This is a genomic window from Bacillus massiliglaciei (assembly GCF_900098925.1).
Classification (GTDB): domain Bacteria; phylum Bacillota; class Bacilli; order Bacillales; family DSM-1321; genus Peribacillus; species Peribacillus massiliglaciei.
The window spans coordinates 664,523-686,191 of record NZ_LT622359.1 but is presented as its reverse complement, the minus strand read 5'-3'; the positions used below and the strand labels follow the sequence as shown (position 1 = coordinate 686,191).

General features: G+C 42.1%; 18 protein-coding genes and 1 riboswitch. Of the genes, 5 read left to right on the top strand and 13 right to left on the bottom strand.

Features of this window, described 5'->3' with window-relative positions; genetic code table 11:
- Positions 1-28: 28 nt before the first annotated feature.
- Both BQ4305_RS15310 and BQ4305_RS15305 read right to left on the bottom strand, forming a co-directional pair.
- Positions 29-1,207: an acetyl-CoA C-acetyltransferase gene (locus tag BQ4305_RS15310; RefSeq protein WP_110928575.1), complete on the bottom strand. Its 1,179-nt coding sequence runs from the start codon at positions 1,205-1,207 to the stop codon at positions 29-31.
- Between the two features lie 64 nt (positions 1,208-1,271).
- Positions 1,272-3,659: a 3-hydroxyacyl-CoA dehydrogenase/enoyl-CoA hydratase family protein gene (locus BQ4305_RS15305; protein ID WP_110928574.1), complete on the bottom strand. Its 2,388-nt coding sequence runs from the start codon at positions 3,657-3,659 to the stop codon at positions 1,272-1,274.
- Positions 3,660-3,858: 199 nt separating this feature from the next.
- Between BQ4305_RS15305 and BQ4305_RS15300 the strand changes: the two genes are divergently transcribed.
- Positions 3,859-3,987, top strand: a complete 129-nt coding sequence (locus BQ4305_RS15300) for a YuzL family protein (protein ID WP_110928573.1) — start codon at positions 3,859-3,861, stop codon at positions 3,985-3,987.
- An 88-nt stretch (positions 3,988-4,075) separates the two neighbouring features.
- On the opposite strand, the gene BQ4305_RS15295 is transcribed toward BQ4305_RS15300, so the two are convergent.
- Complete coding sequence (locus tag BQ4305_RS15295; RefSeq protein ID WP_110928572.1) at positions 4,076-4,993, bottom strand: proline dehydrogenase family protein; 918 nt, start codon at positions 4,991-4,993, stop codon at positions 4,076-4,078.
- A gap of 172 nt (positions 4,994-5,165) precedes the next feature.
- On the opposite strand from BQ4305_RS15295, the gene BQ4305_RS15290 reads away from it, so the two are divergent.
- Positions 5,166-5,441 (top strand): hypothetical protein, encoded by a 276-nt coding sequence (locus BQ4305_RS15290; RefSeq protein ID WP_110928571.1) that lies wholly within the window; start codon positions 5,166-5,168, stop codon positions 5,439-5,441.
- Positions 5,442-5,454: 13 nt separating this feature from the next.
- Positions 5,455-5,790 (top strand): spore coat protein, encoded by a 336-nt coding sequence (locus BQ4305_RS15285; RefSeq protein WP_110928570.1) that lies wholly within the window; start codon positions 5,455-5,457, stop codon positions 5,788-5,790.
- A 197-nt stretch (positions 5,791-5,987) separates the two neighbouring features.
- On the opposite strand, the gene BQ4305_RS15280 is transcribed toward BQ4305_RS15285, so the two are convergent.
- The 3 genes from BQ4305_RS15280 to BQ4305_RS15270 form a co-directional block, all read right to left on the bottom strand.
- Positions 5,988-7,172 (bottom strand): FtsW/RodA/SpoVE family cell cycle protein, encoded by a 1,185-nt coding sequence (locus tag BQ4305_RS15280; protein WP_110928569.1) that lies wholly within the window; start codon positions 7,170-7,172, stop codon positions 5,988-5,990.
- Positions 7,173-7,286: 114 nt separating this feature from the next.
- The gene (locus BQ4305_RS15275) at positions 7,287-7,643 is read right to left on the bottom strand and encodes a metal ABC transporter permease (protein ID WP_324611591.1); all 357 of its coding nucleotides are present in this window, start codon (positions 7,641-7,643) and stop codon (positions 7,287-7,289) included.
- 205 nt (positions 7,644-7,848) lie between these two features.
- Entirely contained in the window at positions 7,849-8,946 is a 1,098-nt protein-coding gene (locus BQ4305_RS15270; RefSeq protein WP_110928567.1) for a mechanosensitive ion channel family protein, read from the bottom strand.
- A gap of 472 nt (positions 8,947-9,418) precedes the next feature.
- Between BQ4305_RS15270 and BQ4305_RS15265 the strand changes: the two genes are divergently transcribed.
- Together BQ4305_RS15265 and BQ4305_RS15260 are read left to right on the top strand one after the other, a co-directional pair.
- Entirely contained in the window at positions 9,419-10,390 is a 972-nt protein-coding gene (locus BQ4305_RS15265; RefSeq protein WP_199880702.1) for a LacI family DNA-binding transcriptional regulator, read from the top strand.
- Positions 10,391-10,523: 133 nt separating this feature from the next.
- Positions 10,524-10,705: riboswitch (Lysine riboswitch) on the top strand.
- A gap of 101 nt (positions 10,706-10,806) precedes the next feature.
- Positions 10,807-12,285 carry an amino acid permease gene (locus BQ4305_RS15260; protein ID WP_234396990.1) on the top strand — a complete coding sequence of 493 codons (1,479 nt, stop codon included), beginning with the start codon at positions 10,807-10,809 and terminating at the stop codon, positions 12,283-12,285.
- A gap of 138 nt (positions 12,286-12,423) precedes the next feature.
- Here the strand turns inward: BQ4305_RS15260 and BQ4305_RS15255 are convergent, their stop codons facing one another.
- The 7 genes from BQ4305_RS15255 to proC all read right to left on the bottom strand — a co-directional run bounded on the left by BQ4305_RS15255 (position 12,424) and on the right by proC (position 21,391).
- Positions 12,424-14,103, bottom strand: coding sequence for a glycoside hydrolase family 13 protein (locus BQ4305_RS15255; protein WP_110928833.1), 1,680 nt, complete (start codon positions 14,101-14,103; stop codon positions 12,424-12,426).
- 76 nt (positions 14,104-14,179) lie between these two features.
- The gene (locus BQ4305_RS15250) at positions 14,180-15,265 is read right to left on the bottom strand and encodes a Ger(x)C family spore germination protein (protein ID WP_110928565.1); all 1,086 of its coding nucleotides are present in this window, start codon (positions 15,263-15,265) and stop codon (positions 14,180-14,182) included.
- Positions 15,262-16,365, bottom strand: coding sequence for a GerAB/ArcD/ProY family transporter (locus BQ4305_RS15245; protein ID WP_110928564.1), 1,104 nt, complete (start codon positions 16,363-16,365; stop codon positions 15,262-15,264). The genes BQ4305_RS15250 and BQ4305_RS15245 overlap by 4 nt, the downstream gene beginning before the upstream one ends.
- An 18-nt stretch (positions 16,366-16,383) precedes the next feature.
- Entirely contained in the window at positions 16,384-17,901 is a 1,518-nt protein-coding gene (locus BQ4305_RS15240; RefSeq protein ID WP_110928563.1) for a spore germination protein, read from the bottom strand.
- Between the two features lie 195 nt (positions 17,902-18,096).
- Positions 18,097-19,362, bottom strand: coding sequence for a glutamate-5-semialdehyde dehydrogenase (locus BQ4305_RS15235; protein ID WP_110928562.1), 1,266 nt, complete (start codon positions 19,360-19,362; stop codon positions 18,097-18,099).
- Between the two features lie 26 nt (positions 19,363-19,388).
- Positions 19,389-20,507 (bottom strand): glutamate 5-kinase, encoded by a 1,119-nt coding sequence (proB, locus tag BQ4305_RS15230; protein WP_110928561.1) that lies wholly within the window; start codon positions 20,505-20,507, stop codon positions 19,389-19,391.
- 41 nt (positions 20,508-20,548) lie between these two features.
- Positions 20,549-21,391: a pyrroline-5-carboxylate reductase gene (gene proC / locus BQ4305_RS15225; protein ID WP_110928560.1), complete on the bottom strand. Its 843-nt coding sequence runs from the start codon at positions 21,389-21,391 to the stop codon at positions 20,549-20,551.
- Positions 21,392-21,669 lie beyond the last annotated feature (278 nt).

Here is a 21,669-nt window from a genome sequence, read left to right as displayed (position 1 = left end):
TGGAAAGAAGCTTTGAACTATTTTCTTTCTAAGCCAGCAGTTCGAAAACGCCCGCTGCTCCCATTCCGCCGCCGATACACATCGTTACAACACCAAACTGCTGATTCCTGCGCTTCATTTCATGCAGAAGACTTAACGTCAGTTTCGCCCCCGTGCACCCAAGCGGATGTCCCAGTGCAATAGCCCCGCCATTTACATTCACAATATCTTCATTTAAATTCAGTTCCCGTATGATTTGAATCGATTGAGAAGCAAACGCCTCATTCAGTTCAAATAAACCAATATCTGAAATTTCAAGCCCGGCAAGCTTCAATGCTTTCGGGATTGCAGCGACCGGTCCAATTCCCATGACTTCCGGCGGTACACCGGCAACCGCAAATGAGCGAAACTTCCCAAGCGGCTGTAAACCGAGTGATGCTGATTTCTCCCGATCCATAATCATAACTGCCGCTGCCCCATCACTCGTCTGAGAGGCATTTCCGGCTGTTACAGACCCTGTCACAGAGAATGCCGGCCTTAATTTCCCAAGCACTTCAACGGTTGTTTCAGGCCGGACTCCTTCATCCTTTGAAAACCTGAAAGTTTTTTCTTGCAGTTTATGATCTGCATTAACTGAACGGAGCGTAACATCCACTGGAACGATTTCATCCGCAAATTTACCGGCAGCTATCGCTTTCGCGGCTTTTTCATGACTGCGGACTGCAAATGCATCCTGGTCCTCCCTGGAAATCCCATACTGTTTTGCGACTTCCTCCGCCGTATGCCCCATCCCCATGTAATATTCCGGTGCCGACTCCGCTAATTGGGGATTCAAGCGGGTCACATGTCCTTGCATCGGAACCAGACTCATGGATTCAGCTCCGCCGGCAATGACCGTATCACTATGTCCGAGCATGATTCTTTCTGCCCCATACGCAATACTTTGAAGACCGCTTGAACAATATCGATTAATCGTGATGGCAGGCACTGTATGCGGCAAGCCTGCTAATGCGCCAATATTTCTTGCCATGTTCAACCCTTGTTCTGCCTCTGGCATTGCGCATCCCATTATCAGATCATCTATATTGCCCTCATAGTTTCCAGCCCTCTTTAAGGTTTCTTTTACAGCCAATGCTCCGAGATCATCAGGACGCACATTTGCCAGGGAACCTTTTTTGGCTTTTCCTACCGGAGTCCGGGCTCCAGCCACTATAACCGCTTCTTTCATAAAATCCTCCCCCTGCCTTGATTTTTAGTAAATCTAAGAAACAAGCAATCTTGTAAAAAACAGATCAGTTACGCAATGGTTTTCCCTTCAGGAGCATGTGCTGCATCCTTTGCTGGGACTTTGGCGTCGATATCAGTTTTAGGAAGGCCTTTTTTTCAAGATCAAGCAAGTACTCTTCCTCTACTTTTGTTCCGTATGGCAATTTCCCGCCGGCAATGACATAAGCCAGTTCTTTTGCGATCACCATATCATGCTCAGACAGGAATCCTGAAAGACGCATTCCTTCGGCACCAAGCAATAGTGTTGCATACCCGCTTTCTCCGACTACCGGAATTTTCGCCTTGGCCGGTGCTTTATACCCTTCTTCGTATAAAGTCAGCACGGACTGTTTGGCGTCATATAACTGATGATCTGGATTCACGCTGATTCGATCTGTGAAATTCAGGAAATGATTATCGCGGGCTTCCTCTGCCGATGTAGAGACCTTCGCCATCGCCACTGTTTCAAATACGTTCATGGCAATTTTCATCAGGTCAAAATCAATCCCTTTCGGCATGCTTCTCAACGTTTTACAATACAGTTCCTTCGCACCGCCTCCGCCTGGTATCAGACCTACTCCTGCTTCTACAAGGCCCAGATAGGTTTCAGTTGACGCCTGGATTCGTGCAGCAGGAAGACAGACTTCTGCTCCCCCTCCAAGTGTCATATTGAACGGAGCCGCCACTACCGGCTTGGAGCTGTACTTAATGCGCAGCATCGCTTTCTGGAACTGGCTGATGACCATATCGAGTTCAAAAATATTATCATCCTGGGCCTCCATCAGCATCATGGCCAGATTTGCGCCAACACAGAAGTTTTTTGCCTGGTTGCCGATCACAAGACCTTTATAATTCGCCTCCACTTCGTCAATCGAGGCATTGATCATTTGAATGATATCAAGGCCAATCGCATTGTTAGGAGAAGTAAATTCAAGTAAAGCGACGCCGTCTCCAATGTCAATGAGGCTGGCTCCTCCATTTTTCTTTATCACTTTTCCCTGTTTTTTAAGAGATTTTAAATGGATCACCTTTGGATTTTGCTTATACTTTTTGAAGGCGCCATCATGATAATAGGAAAGTGTACCGTCTTCTCCGGTTTTATAAAAAGCTGTATGTCCGGCAGCGGCAAACTCCTTCACCCACGCAGGGATCACGTCCCCTTCCTGTTCCATTCTCGCGATAGATGATTCAATTCCTATTGCGTCCCAAATTTCAAAAGGTCCGGCAGACCACCCAAATCCCCATTTCATTGCCTGGTCAATCGCCATGATGTCATCAGCAATTTCGCCCAGCAGTTCTGCTGAGTAGAGAAGAGCCGGCTTCAAAATGTTCCAAAGCAGCTGACCTGCCCGGTCATCACTGTAAACAAGCGCTTTCATTTTGTTGGAAAATCCTTTTGCTTGCTTAGCTATTTCCATGCCAGGTGTCTTTAATCTTTTTCGCTCTTCATATTGAAGGGTCTCAGGGTTCAGTTCCAGAATTTCTTTTCCTTTTTTAAGAAAGAATCCCTGTCCTGACTTGCTTCCAAGCCATCCCTTTTCAAGCATTTTCGTCATGAAAGGAGGGATGGTAAAAACATCCTTTTCTCCGCCTTCTACCTGTTCATAAACATTTTTGGCAACGTGGGCGAATGTATCGAGGCCGACTACATCCAAGGTCCGGAATGTAGCACTTTTAGGCCGGCCAATCAGCGGACCAGTTACCGAATCTACTTCTCCGACACTGTATCCGCCTTTTAGCATTTCACGTACGGTTACCAAAAGGCCGTATGTACCGATTCGGTTCGCGATGAAATTAGGCGTATCTTTCGCTTCTACAACTCCCTTGCCCAGAACGTCTTCCCCAAATTGTTTCATAAAATCCAAGACTTCTGGATCGGTATTTTTGGTTGGAATGATTTCCAATAGTTTTAAATACCTTGGAGGGTTAAAAAAGTGTGTACCGAGAAAGTGCCTTTGAAAATCCTCTGAGCGGCCTTTCGCCATAGCCTCCACGGAAATTCCCGAAGTATTGGAAGAAATGATGCTTCCCTTTTTCCGATGTGCATCGACTTGGGCGAACACTTTCTGTTTAACATCCAAATTTTCAACAACTACTTCTATCACCCAGTCAACTTCGTTTAAACGGGATATGTCATCTTCCAGGTTGCCCGCTTCAATCAAGACGAGATTATCTGCCGAGGTCAGCGGGGCCGGTTTTTGTTTCAGCAGCTTTGAAATGGCTGTTTGGCTTATTCGGTTCCGCACCGATTTATCTTCTAATGTCAGTCCTTGTTTCTTTTCCGCTTCGTTCAACTCACGAGGCACAATATCCAATAATAAAGTCGGAATTCCAATGTTAGCAAGGTGCGCTGCAATCCCTGATCCCATCACTCCTGACCCTAGAACAGCAGCCTTTCGTATTTGTCGAATCAAGTTTATATCCCCCTTACGCAATGTATTGAATGAATACTCATTCATTTTTATTCCAAAAAAAAGCGAATGTATTTAACTACTATTAATATAGAATATTTTTAAAATTTTCGCAACGATTAATACCCAAAATTTTCATCTATTTTTTTAATCATTTATCCTGCTGTTAAGAAGAGAATAACAATAGGAGGTGAATAATGAAATGAAAAGAAAAGAAAATCCCTCAAAAGGTGCAGTGAGTGCCGCCAGCATGAAAGGCAACGCAGGCCCTGGTGAAGAAAGAAGCCGCAAGAACAAAGTGAACAGTCAAAACAATCAATTTAAGAAATAACTCCCTTGTATCCGCTTCCCGAAAAAGATCGTCACAATCTAAGCTCTTCATAAAAAAAACAGGAAAGCGGCCATAATCCCCCGCTTTCCTACCTTGAAAAAATCCCCTTCATGACAAATAGGACATTAGCCGGCCTTTCAGCCATCCTTCGCATAAAATATCCAAACCAATCCGTCCCGTATGGAACATATACCCTCATTTTATATCCTTCACTTACTAATTGAAGCTGTTTACGGCTTCTAATCCCAAAAAGCATTTGAAATTCAAATTGATCAGATTTTATTTTATAGCGATTCACAGCCTCCTTGGCATATTCAATAATGGAATCATCATGTGTAGCGATTGCTGTATAGTTTCCTGATAATAATTGTTTATCAATGATTTTCTTGAAATTTTCATCTACGTCCTTTTTAGAAGCAAATGCAACATCCGCTGATTCTTTATAAGCTCCTTTAACCAGCCTGAGAGCAGGATTAAGGTATTGCAAATGCTCTAAATCCTCTTCAGTCCGGTAGAGATAAGCCTGTAAAACTGTGCCCAAATCGCTGTATTCTCTTTTTAATTCTTTAAATATTTCCAATGTCTGCTGACAATGTGAATAGTCTTCCATATCAATTGTGACCCCAATATTATACTTCTTGGCTTCATCCAAAATGAAACGCATATTTTCTAATGCCAGATTCCTTGGCAAATCAAGACCCATGGAAGTCAGTTTAAGAGAAAGTTCCGCATCCAGTCCATTTGTATGGATCGCTCTTAACATGCGGACACATTCTTCAGACATTTCTCTGGCATCCCGTTCGGACTGAATGAATTCTCCCAAATGATCCACAGTTACACAGAGACCAGCTTCATTTAATTTTCGAATCGCCCTGACAGCTGAATCCAAGTCCTCTCCCGCTACAAAACGTGAGGCTCCTAAACGGCGGCCATGCTTCCGCGCCCATTCAGTGAAATACCGATTGTTTGACAAATATAACAGGACATTTCTTAAAATTCGGTCCATCTTTATTCCCTCCAAGGTACAAAAGTATGACCCCATCATCACTGTCCGTTCATTAATATGTATTTAGTTTTCTGGTGAAGAATGCACAACATTCATGCCGTATCTTGCATAAAACATGCGATTTTGGCAAACAGTATCATTAGATTGCATTTTGTAATAGGAGGAATGAAATATGCAAGAACAAACATCTAACAATCAGCAGCCGGGCATGCAGGGCTATATGCAGCAGCCGCCCCATGTGATTACAGTAAAAGACAGCCTGTACCTTACCGACATGCTTTCCTGGAACCTGCTCGCCGCTAAGAAAGCCCATTTTTTCGCAGCACAGTGCCAAGATCAGCAAATAGCCGACGCCCTAAACCGATGCGGCCAAATGCACCAAAGACATTATCAAACCATTTTAAGCCAATTAAATTCTACAGGAAGCCAAAATCAGACTTTCCAATAAGGAGGCAATCATCATGACGAACCAAAATAAGATTCAAAATCCAGAAAAACAAGTACCGAAAACTCCTCAAATGAATGAAAGAGATTTCACGAATGATATGCTTTCCACTGAGAAATATTTCGTTACATCCTATAGAGTTGCTCTGAATGAAGCCAGCAACGAGGCATTATTCCAAACAATCAATCAAGTGGCAAACGAAGCCCAAAATATGCAGAGAGAACTTTATACCCTTATGTTTCAAAAAGGGTGGTATGGACTTGAAAAAGCGCAGCCAGAAGAACTCAGCCAATCTTATCAGCAGTTTTCCGGCTACCAAACCCAGCTCCCTTATGGAACTCAGCTTCAATAACCCTCTTCCAAGGGACATCCCCCTTATTTGAAAGCATAAAAAACTGGACTGAAGAAGAACTTACGACCGTAAGCTTTTATAAATGGAATAAGGGGTGACAGACCCGCCCGATGGCCCTAGAAATCAAGCCCGAAGCGGAAAACGCAAAAACATCCAATTCCCGAAAGAATTGGATGTTTTTACTTTGTAAAGCCTCTTTAATTATTGTTTGAAAACATATATTTCTTATAGTGATACCGTATGCTAAAAATTAATCCCATCGCCATCATATTTCCCATCAGCGAGCTTCCTCCGTAGCTTACAAACGGAAGCGGAATCCCCGTGATCGGCAGAACTCCTATTGTCATTCCGATATTTTGAAAGACATGGAATGTAATCATACTGATAACCCCTACACAAAGATACGTATAGAAATTATTTTTCGTATTCATCCCTGTTTTCGTAATATGGTAAACAAGCAGGAAAAAGAGGCTGATAACAATACTTGTGCCAATGAAACCAAACTCTTCACCGATAACGCTGAAGATGAAATCCGAGTGTGCTTCCGGCAAGTAGACTTCTCTTGCCCCAACACCGCCTTCTACCGCTTTTCCAAGCGTCTGCCCTGAACCGATGGCAAGAAGAGATTTGGTCAGCTGGAATCCTTCGGCACTTGAATAGTTATAAGGGTCAAGCCAAGAATAAATCCTGCCGAATTGGTATTCCTTAACGCCTAAGTACTTTGTCAGAATTTCCGGCTGCCAAATAACAAAATACAAGACAATCGAAGCAAATGCCGCTCCGCCGGCAAAAATCGGCAATAGAATTCTCCAGGTAATGCCTGAAATGAAAATCATCCCTAAGAGGATGGAACAAAGAACAAGTGAAGTTCCTAAATCCGGCTGCTGCATGATTAAAAATAAAGGAGCAGCTGTTACTAAACCAAGTTTGGCCAGAAGCCAAAAGTCCGTTTGTGTAGTCTTGACTACATGTTTCACGTGATGATTTGATATAACATTCGCAAGTGCGATAATTAAAAACACTTTCATAAACTCAGATGGCTGGATAGAGCCTAACCCCGGCAGAATGAACCAGCTTCGTGCCCCGTTCCTTATCGGAGCAATGCTGTCCGGAACAAGAAAAATCAATAGGAGCAGGAACAGTCCAAAACCATAGGCATACCAGGACATTTTCTTCAATTGATCTGAATCTAACGTAATGACTCCCAAGATAATTCCTACCCCAACCATATACCAAACAATTTGCTTGAGCAGGAAATTCTCCTGATACTGACCAGTCAACTGTGCACTATATATAGCCAGACAGCTGGCAATACATAATAAAAACAGGATGGTAGCCAAACCAAAGTCGATTCTCGACGAAAATTTCTGTTGTTCTTTCATTGATTACTCTCCCTCAAAAAGGTTACTGCAGACTCTCCATATAAATACACTTATCCATTATACTTTATATGGGTAAAATCACAACTATATCGTTGGATAGGAAACCTAGGCGAGCTATTCCGATATAAAAAACGCTTTTTTTCGGCTTTTCCTTTGGTTCATCGCCCGTGATACTAAACCATGCTTTGGGGAGAGTACAAAAGCTATGGCAAATAAAAGGGCCGCTGCTGCAATCATACATCCTGAAATCGAAGAATTAAGCCAGAAGGCAGCAAAGTAGCCAAGAATTGAGATTAAAGCCCCAATCAGGATGCTTATACAAATCATGCTGCTGAGACGGTCAGTCAGTAAATAAGCCGTTGCTGCAGGAATGATCAGCATCCCAACAACCAGGAATGCTCCAACACTTTCAAAAGAAACGACTGTCCATCCTAAGCCCCTCAACCACTTTTTAAGATCACTCTTTTTCATTCTATTCATCCTCCTTTTATATATTTCTTGTACGCCAAATTGTTTCTTTGACGCAAATTTAAAATATCTTTTAGCAAGACAGACAAAATGTTTTCACATTCCAACTTTATTTATACATGCACAAATGACAAAAATCATATTCATCCGAATTCCTCATGCCTTACTCCATAAAAAAAACCGCCCACATAGGACGGTTTTCATTTCCTTAAGAATCTTCTCTCTCCTCCGAGAAAACTTTTCTTGCACTATTATCCGCTTCAAAATAAAGTTTTCTGCCCGGTAAGGCAATTTCTACCTCTTCGTTCTTCAGAATATCCAATATTTCAAAATTGACAGCTTCTTTGATCTTTAAATATTCGGACCACACAGTTGTCTCCGTAAAGAAATAGACCATGATTCCGTATCCATAATCCTGATACTCATCAAATCTGACCAGAATCGTTTCTTGATCGACCCCTTGGTAGTTTTTCAACAGATACTCGATCTGCCGGACCACATTTTCCAACCGGTCTTTCGGTGTATCATATTCAACCCTGAGTTTAAAAGATACCTGTCTTTTTCTCATCTGGCTCCAGTTTGTAATCGATTCACTGGCCAGCGTTGCATTAGGCACAGTTACCAGTGCCTGGTCAAATGTCCTTACCCTTGTACTCCTGAAACTGATATCTTCAACCGTTCCCTCTACACTGGCCGTTTTTATCCAATCACCAATCGTAAAAGGCTTCTCAGTAATGATAATGATGCCCCCAAACAGATTGCCAATTGCATCCTTGGCAGCAAGGGCAAAAGCAAGTCCTCCTAATCCCAATCCGGCTACAAAACCGTTCACATCATATTCAAATTCCTGAGCAATAATGCTGAAACTGATAGCAACAATGACTACACGCAAAGCTCTCGAAAAGAAAGGAATCAGGATTTCATCTATTTTAAAGTTATATTTTTCATTAAGCTTCGCAAAAAGCAGTGAAGATGAAGATGACAGATTATACAGTCCCCAGCTAATGACGAAAATAATAGAAGCCCTGACTAATCTGAGAAACAGTTCATTTTTATGATCAAAATAAGGAAAATACCTGGCGGCCGCATAGATGCCGATAATGATAAACAGAAACTGAATCGGCTTTTTAAAAGATAAGAAGATATGTGTGAAAAAATCTGTTGGCGATTTCCTGCTAAATTTTAATAAAAGGGCAAAAACATATTTAGTAAAAATCTTCCGGAAAACGAGAAATAATACGAAAATACCAATCGATATTCCCAAATCCTTCAAGCTTTCAACCGAAGTAAACATCTCCCATCTCATAACGTGCTAAACCTCCTAATAAAACTCTCAGGTAATAATACCATAAACCTGATGAATTTCTATTAAAAACCCTTATTCATCTAAAAAGAGGGGCGGCTTTACACTATAAGAGGAGAATAAAATAAGACATATGGGGAATGCAAAGGAGAAAGCGAGACAGCAAAGATGGAAGAACAGAACCGGCAATCTGTTTAGCAGCCGGCAGGTCCCTCATACATGCAGACAGATCTTTCGAATTATGCTTTTTCCTTTGTCGCAAGGTAAGCGAGAGTTAATTCAATCGTGCAAAGCAGCGCAAGACTTAGTATTCCCTGAAGCATCCCGTTCAACCCCTTTCCACTGGCGCTATACGTCTAGTTTACAGAGTGAAACGGATACCAGAGCAACCCATTCTTTTAAGCTTCTGATTATAGCAAGACTATTTCATCTTGTTATGAAATGGGTTTCATATTTTATAATAAGGAAAACGAGAATGGTGATAAGCATGCCAAATATTAAAATGATAGCCAAACAGGCCGGCGTCTCTGTTTCCACTGTCTCCAGAGTGCTGAATGATCACCCGTATGTCAGTCCCGAAAAGAAAAAGGCTGTCCTTCAGGCCATTAAAGAACTTAAATACACGCGAAATATAAACGCTGTTCATCTCTCCAGAGGCAAAACCAATCTGGTCGGCGTTGTGATTCCTTTTTTAAATCATCCATATTACGGTTCTATTGTTGAAGGGATTGCAAAGCGGGCAGAATTGAGCGGGTATCAAATTGTCCTTTTCCAGACAGCCTATGACCGGAGCAAAGAAGTACATGCTTTAAATATGATGAAAATGAAGCAGCTTGATGGCATCATTTTTGTGTCAAGAAGCTCTGAAATGCAAATCCTGCTTTCCTATAAGTCATTTGGGCCAATTATTTTATGCGAAGATACTTCACAAAAGGAATTTTCTTCTGTCAGTATCGATCATTACGGTGCTTTTACCACTGCCATCAGCCACTTAGTCCAGAGAGGAGCTTCGAAAATTGGCTGCAGTCTGGGAAGAAAGCAAGGAATCAACAGTCTTTACAGAATCAAAGCAATCAAAGATCTTATGGAATATTATTCATATATGTCCAAAGACGAATGGATTTTTGAAGGCGGACTCACCATGCAGGATGGGGCCGACTTATTTAACAGATGGAATATGTTAGAAGAAAAACCTGATGCCTTCATTATTACAAATGATGACACAGCTGCTGGCTTTATATTAGCAGCCGGGAAGGCCGGAATACATGTACCTGACGATATAGCCGTCATCAGTTTTAATGATGATCAAATAGCCCATATGCTGGAAATCACTACAATTGCCCTGCCTCTCGAGTGGTTTGGCCGTTTAGCACTGGATTTATTCAGAGATTCGGACAAGAAGCAAATTCAGCTGGACCATCAGTTGACAGTCCGTAAAAGCACCTGATTAGATTTATCCAAAAATAACTTTTTTCCGTCTATTAAAACCCAAAAAGCCCATAGATTAAAATCTTCCATTGAAATATGAAAGGGATTCCTTTATAATTTTACTATAATAAAATTTTATATTCCTCATTAACCGATGAGGTAGAGGCTGCAGCATATAAGAGTAAACCGGACGAGATACAGGAATATCCCCGACTCCGGCTGAAAGGATAGGCTGCCGAAGCATAGATGCATTCCCTGGGTATGTATGCTGGTCGTGTTTTCGAATAGGAACACTACTGTCACGCTGGTTTATGCGTGGAGAGCTATCTTCGGAAGGATTACACGGGTTTATGCATATAAACAGCCGTCGATCTTTTTCGACGGCTGTTTTTTATTGATTTTGCTCAGATTAATAACTGAACTCCGTCCCTTCCAATAAAAAAGGAGTGTTATACAGTGTCAAATTCAGAAAATACTTCAAATGTCCCTAAATTAAAAAGACATTTAAAGGCGAGACATTTGATGATGATATCTTTAGGAGGTACGATCGGTACCGGATTATTCCTGGCCAGCGGCGGTGCGATTCATCAAGCTGGACCTGGCGGCGCATTGGTTGCCTATGCTGCCATTGGTTTAATGGTCTTTTTCCTTATGACAAGCCTGGCAGAAATGGCTGCCTATATGCCCGTTGCAGGATCTTTCCGGGTGTATGCGTCCAAGTTCGTCGATCCCTCTTTCGGATTTGCGATTGGCTGGAATTATTGGTATAACTGGGCCATCACGATAGCCGCTGAACTCGCTGCCGTCGTGCTTATCATGAAGTTTTGGTTTCCGGAAACCCCCTCTATCCTGTGGAGCGGTTTAGCTTTAATCCTTATGTTTCTCTTTAACTATATGTCCGTAAAGGGCTTTGGCGAGGCTGAATTCTGGTTCTCCATGATCAAAGTCGTCACCGTTATCATTTTTATCATTACAGGTTTTCTGATTATTTTAGGAATCATGGGCGGAGATGATCCAATCGGCTTCTCGAATTTCCTTGCCAATGAAGGACCTTTTAACGGAGGCTTCTTTACCATTTTAGGTGTATTTATGGTTGCCGGTTTCTCTTTCCAAGGAACGGAGCTTCTCGGAGTTACTGCAGGGGAAAGTGAAGACCCTGAAAAAAATATCCCGCGGGCGATTAAATCTGTTTTTTGGCGAATCCTATTGTTCTATATTTTGGCTATCTTTGTCATCGGCATGATTATTCCTTTCACTGATGATCGATTATTGAGTGAAAACATTGCAGTCAGTCCTTTTACCCTTGTCTTTGAACGGGCGGGTCTTGCCTTTGCTGCTTCCATCATGAATGCCATCATCCTGACATCTGTCCTGTCTGCAGGAAATTCCGGGATGTACGCTTCTACAAGGATGCTCTGGGATTTGGCCCGTGAAGGAAAAGCCCCGAAATTCTTAGGGAAATTGGATAAAAGAGGCGTTCCAGTCAACGCACTTGTTGTTACTGCCTTAGTCGGAACCTTAGCCTTTCTGACTACATTTTTTGGCGATGGTGTCGTTTATACATGGCTATTGAATGCATCCGGTATGGCCGGTTTCGTGACTTGGGTCGGCATAGCCATTGCCCATTACCGTTTCCGGCGTGCTTATATTACCCAAGGTCATGATCTGAATAACCTGCCATACCGCTCAAAGCTTTTCCCGGCAGGGCCGCTTTTAGCCCTGATCCTTTGCCTCTTCATCATTATTGGACAAGGATATCAAGCATTCAGTACCACTGGAATTGATTGGGAAGCGATGACAGTTTCTTATATTGGACTCGTTCTGTTCTTTGCTGTCTGGTTGATTTACAAAGTGAAACACAAGTCAAAATTAATCCCATTAAAGGATTGCGACTTAGACAATAAGGATATGTAATACCATTCTTTATTCCCTGGACTACGTGGATTTCCACGAAAAGCGGCTCGCATGTCTTATTCTTATTAAACAAATAACTATTTTGCAAGAGACAGGCCGGTATGGTCTGTCTCTTGTATCTTTTAACAATCAATTCCCCTATTTATTAGCTAAAAACACCCTGCATTCATATGGCCGCAATGCTCCGCTTATAAACTCTTCATCCTCTCGATAATTAGACAGCAACAGCCTGCAGGCATCTATTCTTTCCTGATTGGCAACAGGAGAAGGCACTTCATACTCTGTAAAATTGCAAAGCACCCATAATTTTTCTGCATCCAATGTCCGTGTATAGGCGAAAATATTCTCATCGTCCGGACAGAGCAATTCATACTCCCCATAAACGATAACCTTATACTTCTTCCTAAGTTCAATAAGTTTTCTATAAAAATGGAAAACAGAATCAGGGTTGCTCACTGCCTCTTTCGCATTGACCGATTGATAATTCGGATTGACCGCAATCCATGGGGTACCCTTGGTAAACCCGCCATGACGGGTGCTATCCCATTGCATGGGCGTCCGCGCATTATCCCGGCTTCGTGCATGAATGGCTTTCATCATTTCTTTTTCCGTCCAGCCTGATTCAAAAACCAGATCCTGATAAGCATTTCTCGTTTCAATGTCCCGGTACTCTTCAATGCTGGAAAATCTGACGTTGGTCATCCCAAGCTCCTCCCCTTGATAAATATAAGGAGTCCCTTTCATTAAATGGAGACAGGCAGCAAGCATTTTAGCGCTTTCCACCCTATATTCTTTATCCTGTCCAAACCTGGAGACAACCCTGGGCTGATCATGATTATTCCAGTACAGACTGTTCCAGCCGTCATAAGCCAGATCCTCCTGCCATTTGGACAGGATTTTCTTTAAATCTGTCAGCTTCCATGGTTCATTGCTCCATTTTCCATGAGAATCATTGCCAATTTCTGTATGTTCAAATTGAAAAATCATCTGAAGTTCATGCCGGCCGTCACCAGTATATTTGATTGCATCTTCTGTCGTTACTCCGGGTGTCTCTCCTACTGTAATAATATCCCGTCCTTCGATGACCCTCCGATTCATTTCCTGTAAATATTCATGAACCTTCGGACCGTTCTTAAAATAAGGGCTTCCGTCTCCATATTTTTTTCCTTTAGGGACTTTTCCGTCCCGAAAGGATCGGTCCTTAGAAATAAAATTGATGACATCCATCCGGAAACCATCTACACCCTTGTCGAGCCACCAGTTCATCATTTTGTATATTTCTTCTCTTACCTCAGGGTTTTCCCAATTAAGGTCAGGCTGTTTTTTGGTAAAGAGATGCAAATAGTATTCACCGGTTTCTCCATCGTACTCCCAGGCTGACCCTTTAAACATCGATTCCCAATTCGTCGGCTCTTTGCCGTTATCCCCTTTTTTCCAGATATAATAATCTCTTTTCGGATCGGTTTTGGATGTTCGGGAAGATTGGAACCATTTATGCTCATCTGATGTATGGTTCACAACCAGATCCATCATCAGTTTCATTTGTCTGCGGTGCAATTCAGCGAGCAATTCGTCGAACTCTTTCATTGTTCCAAATTCGCTCATAATGGCGTAATAATCACTGATGTCATATCCATTATCATCATTTGGCGACTGATAAACCGGGGACAGCCAGATAACATCTATTCCAAGCTGTTCGAGATAATCCAGCTTAGAGATAATCCCTTTTAAATCGCCAATGCCGTCATTGTTGCTGTCCATAAAACTCCGCGGATAGATTTGATAAACTGTTGCTTCCTTCCACCACTCGTTTTTCAGCATGTCCACATCCTTTAATCTGAATATTAGGATAAATCAATTATAAAGGAAACATAGCTGAATTCAACCAACCTGTTTACTCGGAAATTCCTTCCTGGATAAATTGGATATTCACCTTCACATCAATGGGGATATCAGGGTAAACTTCCTCCCAATGTTTAAAATTAAAACCGCGTGTTTTGCTTCGGGCGCGGTCTCCTATCGCAAGCGGATCAATATGATTTTCCTGAAAAAACCTCACCATTTTTTTTATTCTCTCTTCAAATTCCTTTTGCGCTTTTTTCTCAATTTTCCCCAATGAAACTTCTTTATTAATATCGTATCCCTGCGCTTCAAGTAAGCCGCCTTTCATGTTAACCTCGATCCTAACCCGAGGGTTTTCATTTGCATTCTCTATCCTATAGCGAACTTTTGATTTGATATTATTTATATTGATATAATCGTTATTTTTCCATTTTAATTCGTATGTCCCCTTTCTAAAGCTTTCCATGATCATTTTGAATAAAAAACCGTCCATATATGAAACATGCTTGCCTATATAGCGATCATCCCTAAAAAGAGCAATCCCCTTTATCCTAATCTCTCCTTTTTTCGTAATGTCCAGCAATGGCAGTACAGGATCCAGACCCTTTCCTCCCCAGGAATATAGAAATCGCTGCAGGCTTGAAGCGGGCAAATTAGTAACATTGTTTTGTTCAATCAGTTCCTTCGTATGAATTCTGGGCATGTCAGTCGATTCCTTTTCTACTTTTATAACATCTTCTGCCCTGCTGTCCACAACAGCCAGAAATAAATCAGTGCCTATATTTGGATCGCGCCGATACGTGTCCACGTAATCCCGGAGTCCTTTCTTTGCCAGTTCTTCCCCATATAAAATAACTTCGAGTCGTCCTGCCGCAATCGGCAATGGAGATTTACCCTTATTTTCCTGCTTTACATTCTTCAGACTGTGCGTAACAGACTGAATCATTTCCTTTGACATAGTCGCCTCTTCTCCAGGCTTAGCAAAACTAACAATAACGCTTCCCTTGACCTTATCCTGACCCTCTGCATCAAACCCAACAACTTCAGCCATATAGATATCTTCCAGAATACTTGTCTCCGTTCCGCACCCAATCAGCAATAAGGGAATGCTCAAGAGTATCATCCATTTCTTTTTCATCGGTCCGCTCCTCTCACTTTAAGTACAATCGTCTGCACAACGAATAAAAAAGGAAGATAGAAATAGATCAAATAAAAGCCAATCTGAGAAATAAGGGTATTTATCTCATTGATATTTTGGCGGGTTTTCCCAAAAAAGGTAGTGACCAATAAAAGCACCAGAAAAAAAATGACGGTTTTTCTCTGGCTGACTTTGCACATCCTCTTCATACATCTGCTTGCCGCCCAAACCCCAAGGCAAGCATTCGGAAGAATCATAAACAGCCAAATAGAAATCCCGATATATTCAAACCTTTCTACAAAAGGAAGATCCACAATCTTCCATAATGTCAATGTTGCCCAAATGACGGTCTTTAATTGGTCATGGTGGTAATACACCAGAGAAACCACAACGGATATTACATAAATCATCGTGGAAAATAAAGATCCGAAATGCGCCCATTTCTGCGAGGATTCCGGCTTTCTAAGAAAGGGGTAATACACAAGCAGCATTTCAAAACCCAGTAGATTTAAGGCCATAGCCTTTACGCCCCTCATGATATCGCCTGCTGAATGAGCAAATACGGGCGTAAGATTATAAAAACGGGCCTCTTGAATAGGAAAATATTTTAACCCAAGCAGTGTCAGCCCCAGTAACGTGCCAATCACACAAAAGCCTACTAAAGTCCTGAATCCGCCTGATATAAAGCCATACATCAAGATCAGAAGAATCGCCATAATAACCGGGATGTTAATGCCTGGGAACATCCAAACCTGGATGACCTCCAAATATGTTCTTAATAACACGAAGGATTGAAATAGAAAATAAATGACAAAAAGGAAGGTCAAAGCATTTCCAATCCATAAACCGAATGTTTCTTGATGGATAGAGATAATGTCTCTGACTCTTCCTCCCCCGCCTAGCATTTTGTAGCACATCCAAATAAGCAGGTTTATGGTCAGCCCAGATATGATCACAGATATCCAGGCATCATGTCCGGCCTCCTTCGTAATAAAACGCTCGAATCCCAGTATTCCTACGCCGACTTGCATCTTATATATTAAATAGAAGACGAAAAAGGCAGTCACTTGCTTATCTATAGTCGGTCTTATCTCCAACATTCCTCACCTCCTGCTTTGTCATTCATCAATATCCCTGTGACTTTTCTTTTCTTTCGGTTTTGCCCTGATTGGATCTTCCGGTCTCATGAACAGCGGGCGTTTCCCCATCGATTGAAATCCTTTTCTGATAAAGGTATCTTTTAAGTCCTGCATTCTTAATGGATATAAGGGCTCAAGATAAGGCCTGCCTAACGATTTAAGTCTCAATAAATGGCTTAGAAAAAAGGCACTGCAGATAGCAATTCCAAACAGCCCATATAATTGTGCTGCTACAAGAAAGGGGAATCGAATTAAACGGACCGTATTGCCAATCTGATAGATCGGAGTTGTAAATGACGCTAATGCCGCCAGGGCAATCATCATTAATAAAACGTTACTGACAAACCCTGCCTGTACAGCAGCGGTTCCGATTACGATACCTCCTACAGTACCAATGGTTGTACCGACCTTGGTCGGCAGGCGTACAGATGCCTCTCTTAACAGCTCAATCGTCCCTTCGAGCAAAAGTGCTTCAAGAATAGGCGGGAGCGGGATAACAGCACGGGAAGCAATCAGCATGGGCATTAGGTCTGTAGGGATAACTTGGTAATGGTAGGTCAAGATGGCGACATACAGAGGAGAGGAGAAAATCGAAAATGTCACGGCGAACAGCCGAAGCATTCGGAAGAAGGTCCCGATATTCCATGGCAGATAATAATCCTCGAAGGATGAAAAAAAGGTTGTGATTGTGCTTGGACCGATAAGGGTGTGAGGAGCCCCATCTGCCATAATCCCAATTTTCCCTTCAGCCAAAACGCTCGCCAGCCGGTCTGGCCTCTCGGTATCCACCAATTGCGGAAACATTGAGTTTCTGTCATCCGTAATCATCTGCCCGATGAAAGAAGTATCCACAATGACATCAAAATGAATTTCTTCTATTCTTTGGACAACAGTATCTACAAGCTGTTGATCCGCAATCCCTTCTAGATAAATCACTACTACTCTTAAATGCGATAAATCACCGACCCTGAATTCTTTCGTTTTCAGCTGTGGAATAGGCAGCCGCTTACGGATTAAATTAATATTCGTTTCCAAAGATTCAACAAATGCTTCCTTCGGACCGACCACACTAAATTCTACTTCTGGCACAGACGGCTGTCTTTTTTCACTGCTTGCACAGGGCAGCAAAAGGCAAACATCGGCTCCTTTATAAGGCTGAATCACCACAGCCCCTGTCATAACCGATTCCTTTATGACTTTCAAATCATCTGTCAGTTTCATTTCTTCTACAGGCAGCAGCTTTTTAAGTTCCTGCAGCTTCTCTCTTGGATGCTTTGCAAGCAATGGGAAAATGTCTTGGTGCATTTGATCGGGATTAACGACCGATTTATAATAAGAAACAACATATCCATTCTTGTCAGGGTACGGAAATGAAAGGAAGTCAGCGGAACCTTTAAACTTCTCAAAAAGCTCATTTATATTTTTAACAGGCTGCTTGACGGAGGCATTTGCCGTTTGCGAGTTTTTCGTTTTATTTTTTTTCTTAAAGAAATTCATCTTAGACCTCCTGCACTGTTAGATGTCACTTATTGTATCCTTTGATGAAAATGTTACTCTTGAAAATCAAGCAAAAATTTATGATTCATTTCTACGCAAAAAAGCGAGAGGAAAAACTTAAATCGTTTTTCTTCCCGCTTTTTATATTTATTCTATTATGATACACAGAAGTTTTTTTATAAAAAGAACGCTTCCTTACCTGATTTGCCCATTTCCGGTCATGATATATTTTGTCGTAGTCAGAGCCGGCAGTCCCATAGGGCCTCGTGCATGAAGCTTCTGTGTAGAAATCCCAATTTCTGCACCGAATCCTAAAGCTCCGCCGTCTGTAAACCTTGTAGACGCATTATGGTAAAGGGCGGCTGCATCTACTAATGCTGTGAACTTTCTCGCAGTCATTTTATCTTCCGTAATAATCGCCTCTGAATGTTTTGTTCCATACTTTTCAATATGTTCAATGGCTTCATCTACATTCTTCACCGTCTTAATAGCCAAATCCAGACTTAAATATTCATTCGCCCAATCTTCTTCATTGGCAGGAAGAACATTTGGCAGGGCCTCTATTGCCTCCCGATCACCATGAAGGATAATTCCGGCCTTCTTTGCCGCATCGGCGAGCTGTTCTTTATGTCTCTCCAGCCATTCACAGTGAACAATGATCGTTTCGACAGCATTGCAGACAGCAGGGCGGTCCGTTTTTGCATTCACAATAATGTCTAATGCTTTATTCACATCAGCTTCTTTATCCACATAGATATGGCAATTCCCGACTCCGGTTTCCAGAACAGGCACTGTTGCTTGTTCCACCACTGTTTGAATCAAGGAGGCCCCTCCCCTTGGAATCAGAACATCTATAAAGTTTTTCATAGTGAATAACTGTTTGGCCGTGTCCCTGTCTGTGCTCTCAATAAATTGAACAGCCTCTAGAGGCACTTTCGTTTTGCTGATTGCCTTACGCAATACCTTTACAATGGCCTTGTTAGAATGGATTGCAGAGGATCCGCCTTTCAGGATAATGGCATTTCCAGATTTGAGAGCCAGCCCCGCAGCATCCACTGTAACATTTGGCCTCGCTTCATAAATCATACCGATTACTCCAAGCGGCACCCTGACTTCTTCTACTTTCAATCCATTTTCTAACTTCCAGCTGGAAAGAACATCACGGATTGGATCCGGAAGTTCTGCTACAGTCCTTAAACCATCTGCAAATTCGTAAATCCGTTCTGCGGTCAAAGCCAGCCGGTCCATAAATGCCTGCTCATAGCCTTTATTCTTGCCTTCCTGCAAATCCTGCTGATTTGCATCCAATATGAACTGCTGATTCATTTCTAAAGCTTCTGCCATTAGGTACAGTGCTTCATTCTTTTCTTTTGCGGACAGGAGACCCATAGATTTGGCAGCCTTTTTTGCAGCAATTGCTTGCTCTTCCACTGCCGACATTTTTTTCATTACCGTTGTCATAATACACACCTTCTTTTCTATTTTTTCTACAACTGTGCCGGCAGCCTGTAATCGAGGAAGCAGACGAAGCTGCCTTGATCTATTATGACCGCCTCTTGATTTTCACTGGATTCTCTGTCTATCCAATCCGAAGAACAATTCATTCTTCCAAGGCCCAATTCTTTCTCATTTTCATCATAAATCCGCACAACTGCTCCTTCATGAAAAGAACCGCTTACTTTAATCACATCTCCCGGCTCAATGTCCCCCTGTTGATTCACAAGCGTCTCTCTTCCTTCAAGAGAGATGATGATCTTTCCTTCAGGACCGGAATGAAAAGCAATCCATTGGCGCTCGTTATCAAGATTGGCAGCATTGGGTTTCAATTCAAAGTAAGTCCCTTTGGCCGTTCCCGCTAGAGCATTCATCAATATATCAGGAGTGCCCGCTTTCCCCAAAAAGGAGTTTATCCCTGAGGCCATGGCGATTTTTATCGCGGAAATCTTGGATTTCATACCTCCTGTGCCGACAGTGCTCCCTGAATCTCCAGCTGCTGCTTCAATTTCGGGTGTAATGGTATGTACTTTTTTTACTAGCTTAGCATGAGGATTTTTTCGGGGATTATCACTATAAAGTCCATCAATATCAGAAAGAATGATCAGCCTGTCAGCATCTATCAGAGCCGCCACCTTGGCAGACAAAGTATCATTATCCCCAAACTTTAAACGATCGACCGTAACCGTGTCGTTCTCGTTAATAATCGGAATGATCCCCCTGCTTAACAGCATATTTAAGGTGTTTTTCATATTGGTATACCGTACTTTATCTGCAAAATCTCCTCTGGTAATCAAGATTTGTGAGGCAACATAGCCATGAGATAAAAAGAGTTCTGAATAAGATTCCATTAATAAACCTTGACCAATCGAAGCTGCCGCTTGCTTTTCAGGAAGGGAAGACGGGCGTTCCAGGCAGCCAAGTTTCCGATATCCCGCTGCTACCGCTCCTGAAGACACCAGAACGGTTTCATATCCAGCATCCTTCAAAGAAACAATTTGATCAGTCAATTTTTCTAATTTTTTATGGCTGATTTCACCATGCATGCTCGTTAGCGAGCTGCTCCCTATCTTAATGACAACTCTTTTTACCTTTTTTTGCTGCTTTGACATCCTATCCCTCCATGTAATTTCTCTTGAATCCATTTCCTTGTTTATGATTCTACAAGACTGCTGTCTAACTCTTGACTAATTTCTTTAGAACGTTCCGCTGCGTAATAGATAGCCTGAGTAATGGCTTCTCCTCCGCGATATTTCTCCAGTGCTTCCAGCCCAGATGCCGTCGTGCCATTAGGCGAGGTTACATTTTTCCGAAGAACCGCTGGATCTTCTCCTGTTTCCAGTACCATTTTTGCCGCACCATACAAAGTCTGGGCCACAATTTTCCGGACAGCCTCGTCTTCCAATCCAGCTGCTTTTCCTGCACGTTCCATCTGTTCCATTAAATAATAAAAATAGGCTGGACCGCTTCCTGCAATACCGGTAAAGACATCCATTTCTTTCTCATTGATCAAGAAAACCTTTCCCATACATTCAAACAATTCACGGACCGTCTCTATATGATCCTTTTGAACCGCAGACCCTGGGCTTAATGCAGTTGCAGATTCTCGGACACTGCTGGACGTATTTGGCATAATACGCACCACCTGCTGTCCTTGCTTTAACCTTTTTTCCATAAAATCGATTGAAATTCCAGCCAGGACGGAAATTACTGTCTGTTCGGGGGAAAGATTATCTTTTATCTCTCGGAGAATCCCTTCTGCTCCCTTAGGTTTCATCGCCAAAATGATTAAATCTGCTTCCTGGTAAGGAATTTCATTTTTGGGGAATGTCCTGACTCCGTACCTTTCCTTTATTTCGCCAAGCCTTTCATGATTTGTGGCATTTGTTACGTGAATTTGTTCGGCAGGCAATTTCTGAGCGTTTATAATTCCCGAAATCATTGATTCAGCCATCGAACCAGCACCTAAAAATATAACAGTTTTATTCTTCAGCATCTTTTCACCTCGTCATTAATGAATGCATTTTCTTCAACAGTATTAATCCTAACATCCCAAAAATCAGATGCAAGCAGTTAGCGCAAATAACGAGGAAACGAAAGAGTGAGACAGTGAAAACGTTTCCAACTAGAGGTAAGAGCACCCTCATCCTGATAGAAGGGAAATAAACCTGAATTATCGGAAAATATGGTAACCGTTTTTTCCTGAAAGCAATGAAATACCTTTTATAGAATGTTTGAGAAAATAAAAAAAGCTTGATGACGTTTCCGCTGAAA

What these genes read in the sequence shown, in the direction of transcription:
- BQ4305_RS15310 (WP_110928575.1), bottom strand. Translation starts at nt 1,207, where the DNA reads ATGAAAGAAGCGGTTATAGTGGCTGGAGCCCGGACTCCGGTAGGAAAA.
- BQ4305_RS15300 (WP_110928573.1), top strand. Translation starts at nt 3,859, where the DNA reads ATGAAAAGAAAAGAAAATCCCTCAAAAGGTGCAGTGAGTGCCGCCAGC.
- BQ4305_RS15295 (WP_110928572.1), bottom strand. Translation starts at nt 4,993, where the DNA reads ATGGACCGAATTTTAAGAAATGTCCTGTTATATTTGTCAAACAATCGG.
- BQ4305_RS15290 (WP_110928571.1), top strand. Translation starts at nt 5,166, where the DNA reads ATGCAAGAACAAACATCTAACAATCAGCAGCCGGGCATGCAGGGCTAT.
- BQ4305_RS15285 (WP_110928570.1), top strand. Translation starts at nt 5,455, where the DNA reads ATGACGAACCAAAATAAGATTCAAAATCCAGAAAAACAAGTACCGAAA.
- BQ4305_RS15280 (WP_110928569.1), bottom strand. Translation starts at nt 7,172, where the DNA reads ATGAAAGAACAACAGAAATTTTCGTCGAGAATCGACTTTGGTTTGGCT.
- BQ4305_RS15275 (WP_324611591.1), bottom strand. Translation starts at nt 7,643, where the DNA reads ATGAAAAAGAGTGATCTTAAAAAGTGGTTGAGGGGCTTAGGATGGACA.
- BQ4305_RS15270 (WP_110928567.1), bottom strand. Translation starts at nt 8,946, where the DNA reads ATGAGATGGGAGATGTTTACTTCGGTTGAAAGCTTGAAGGATTTGGGA.
- BQ4305_RS15265 (WP_199880702.1), top strand. Translation starts at nt 9,419, where the DNA reads ATGGTGATAAGCATGCCAAATATTAAAATGATAGCCAAACAGGCCGGC.
- BQ4305_RS15250 (WP_110928565.1), bottom strand. Translation starts at nt 15,265, where the DNA reads ATGAAAAAGAAATGGATGATACTCTTGAGCATTCCCTTATTGCTGATT.
- BQ4305_RS15245 (WP_110928564.1), bottom strand. Translation starts at nt 16,365, where the DNA reads ATGTTGGAGATAAGACCGACTATAGATAAGCAAGTGACTGCCTTTTTC.
- BQ4305_RS15240 (WP_110928563.1), bottom strand. Translation starts at nt 17,901, where the DNA reads ATGAATTTCTTTAAGAAAAAAAATAAAACGAAAAACTCGCAAACGGCA.
- BQ4305_RS15235 (WP_110928562.1), bottom strand. Translation starts at nt 19,362, where the DNA reads ATGACAACGGTAATGAAAAAAATGTCGGCAGTGGAAGAGCAAGCAATT.
- proB (WP_110928561.1), bottom strand. Translation starts at nt 20,507, where the DNA reads ATGTCAAAGCAGCAAAAAAAGGTAAAAAGAGTTGTCATTAAGATAGGG.
- proC (WP_110928560.1), bottom strand. Translation starts at nt 21,391, where the DNA reads ATGCTGAAGAATAAAACTGTTATATTTTTAGGTGCTGGTTCGATGGCT.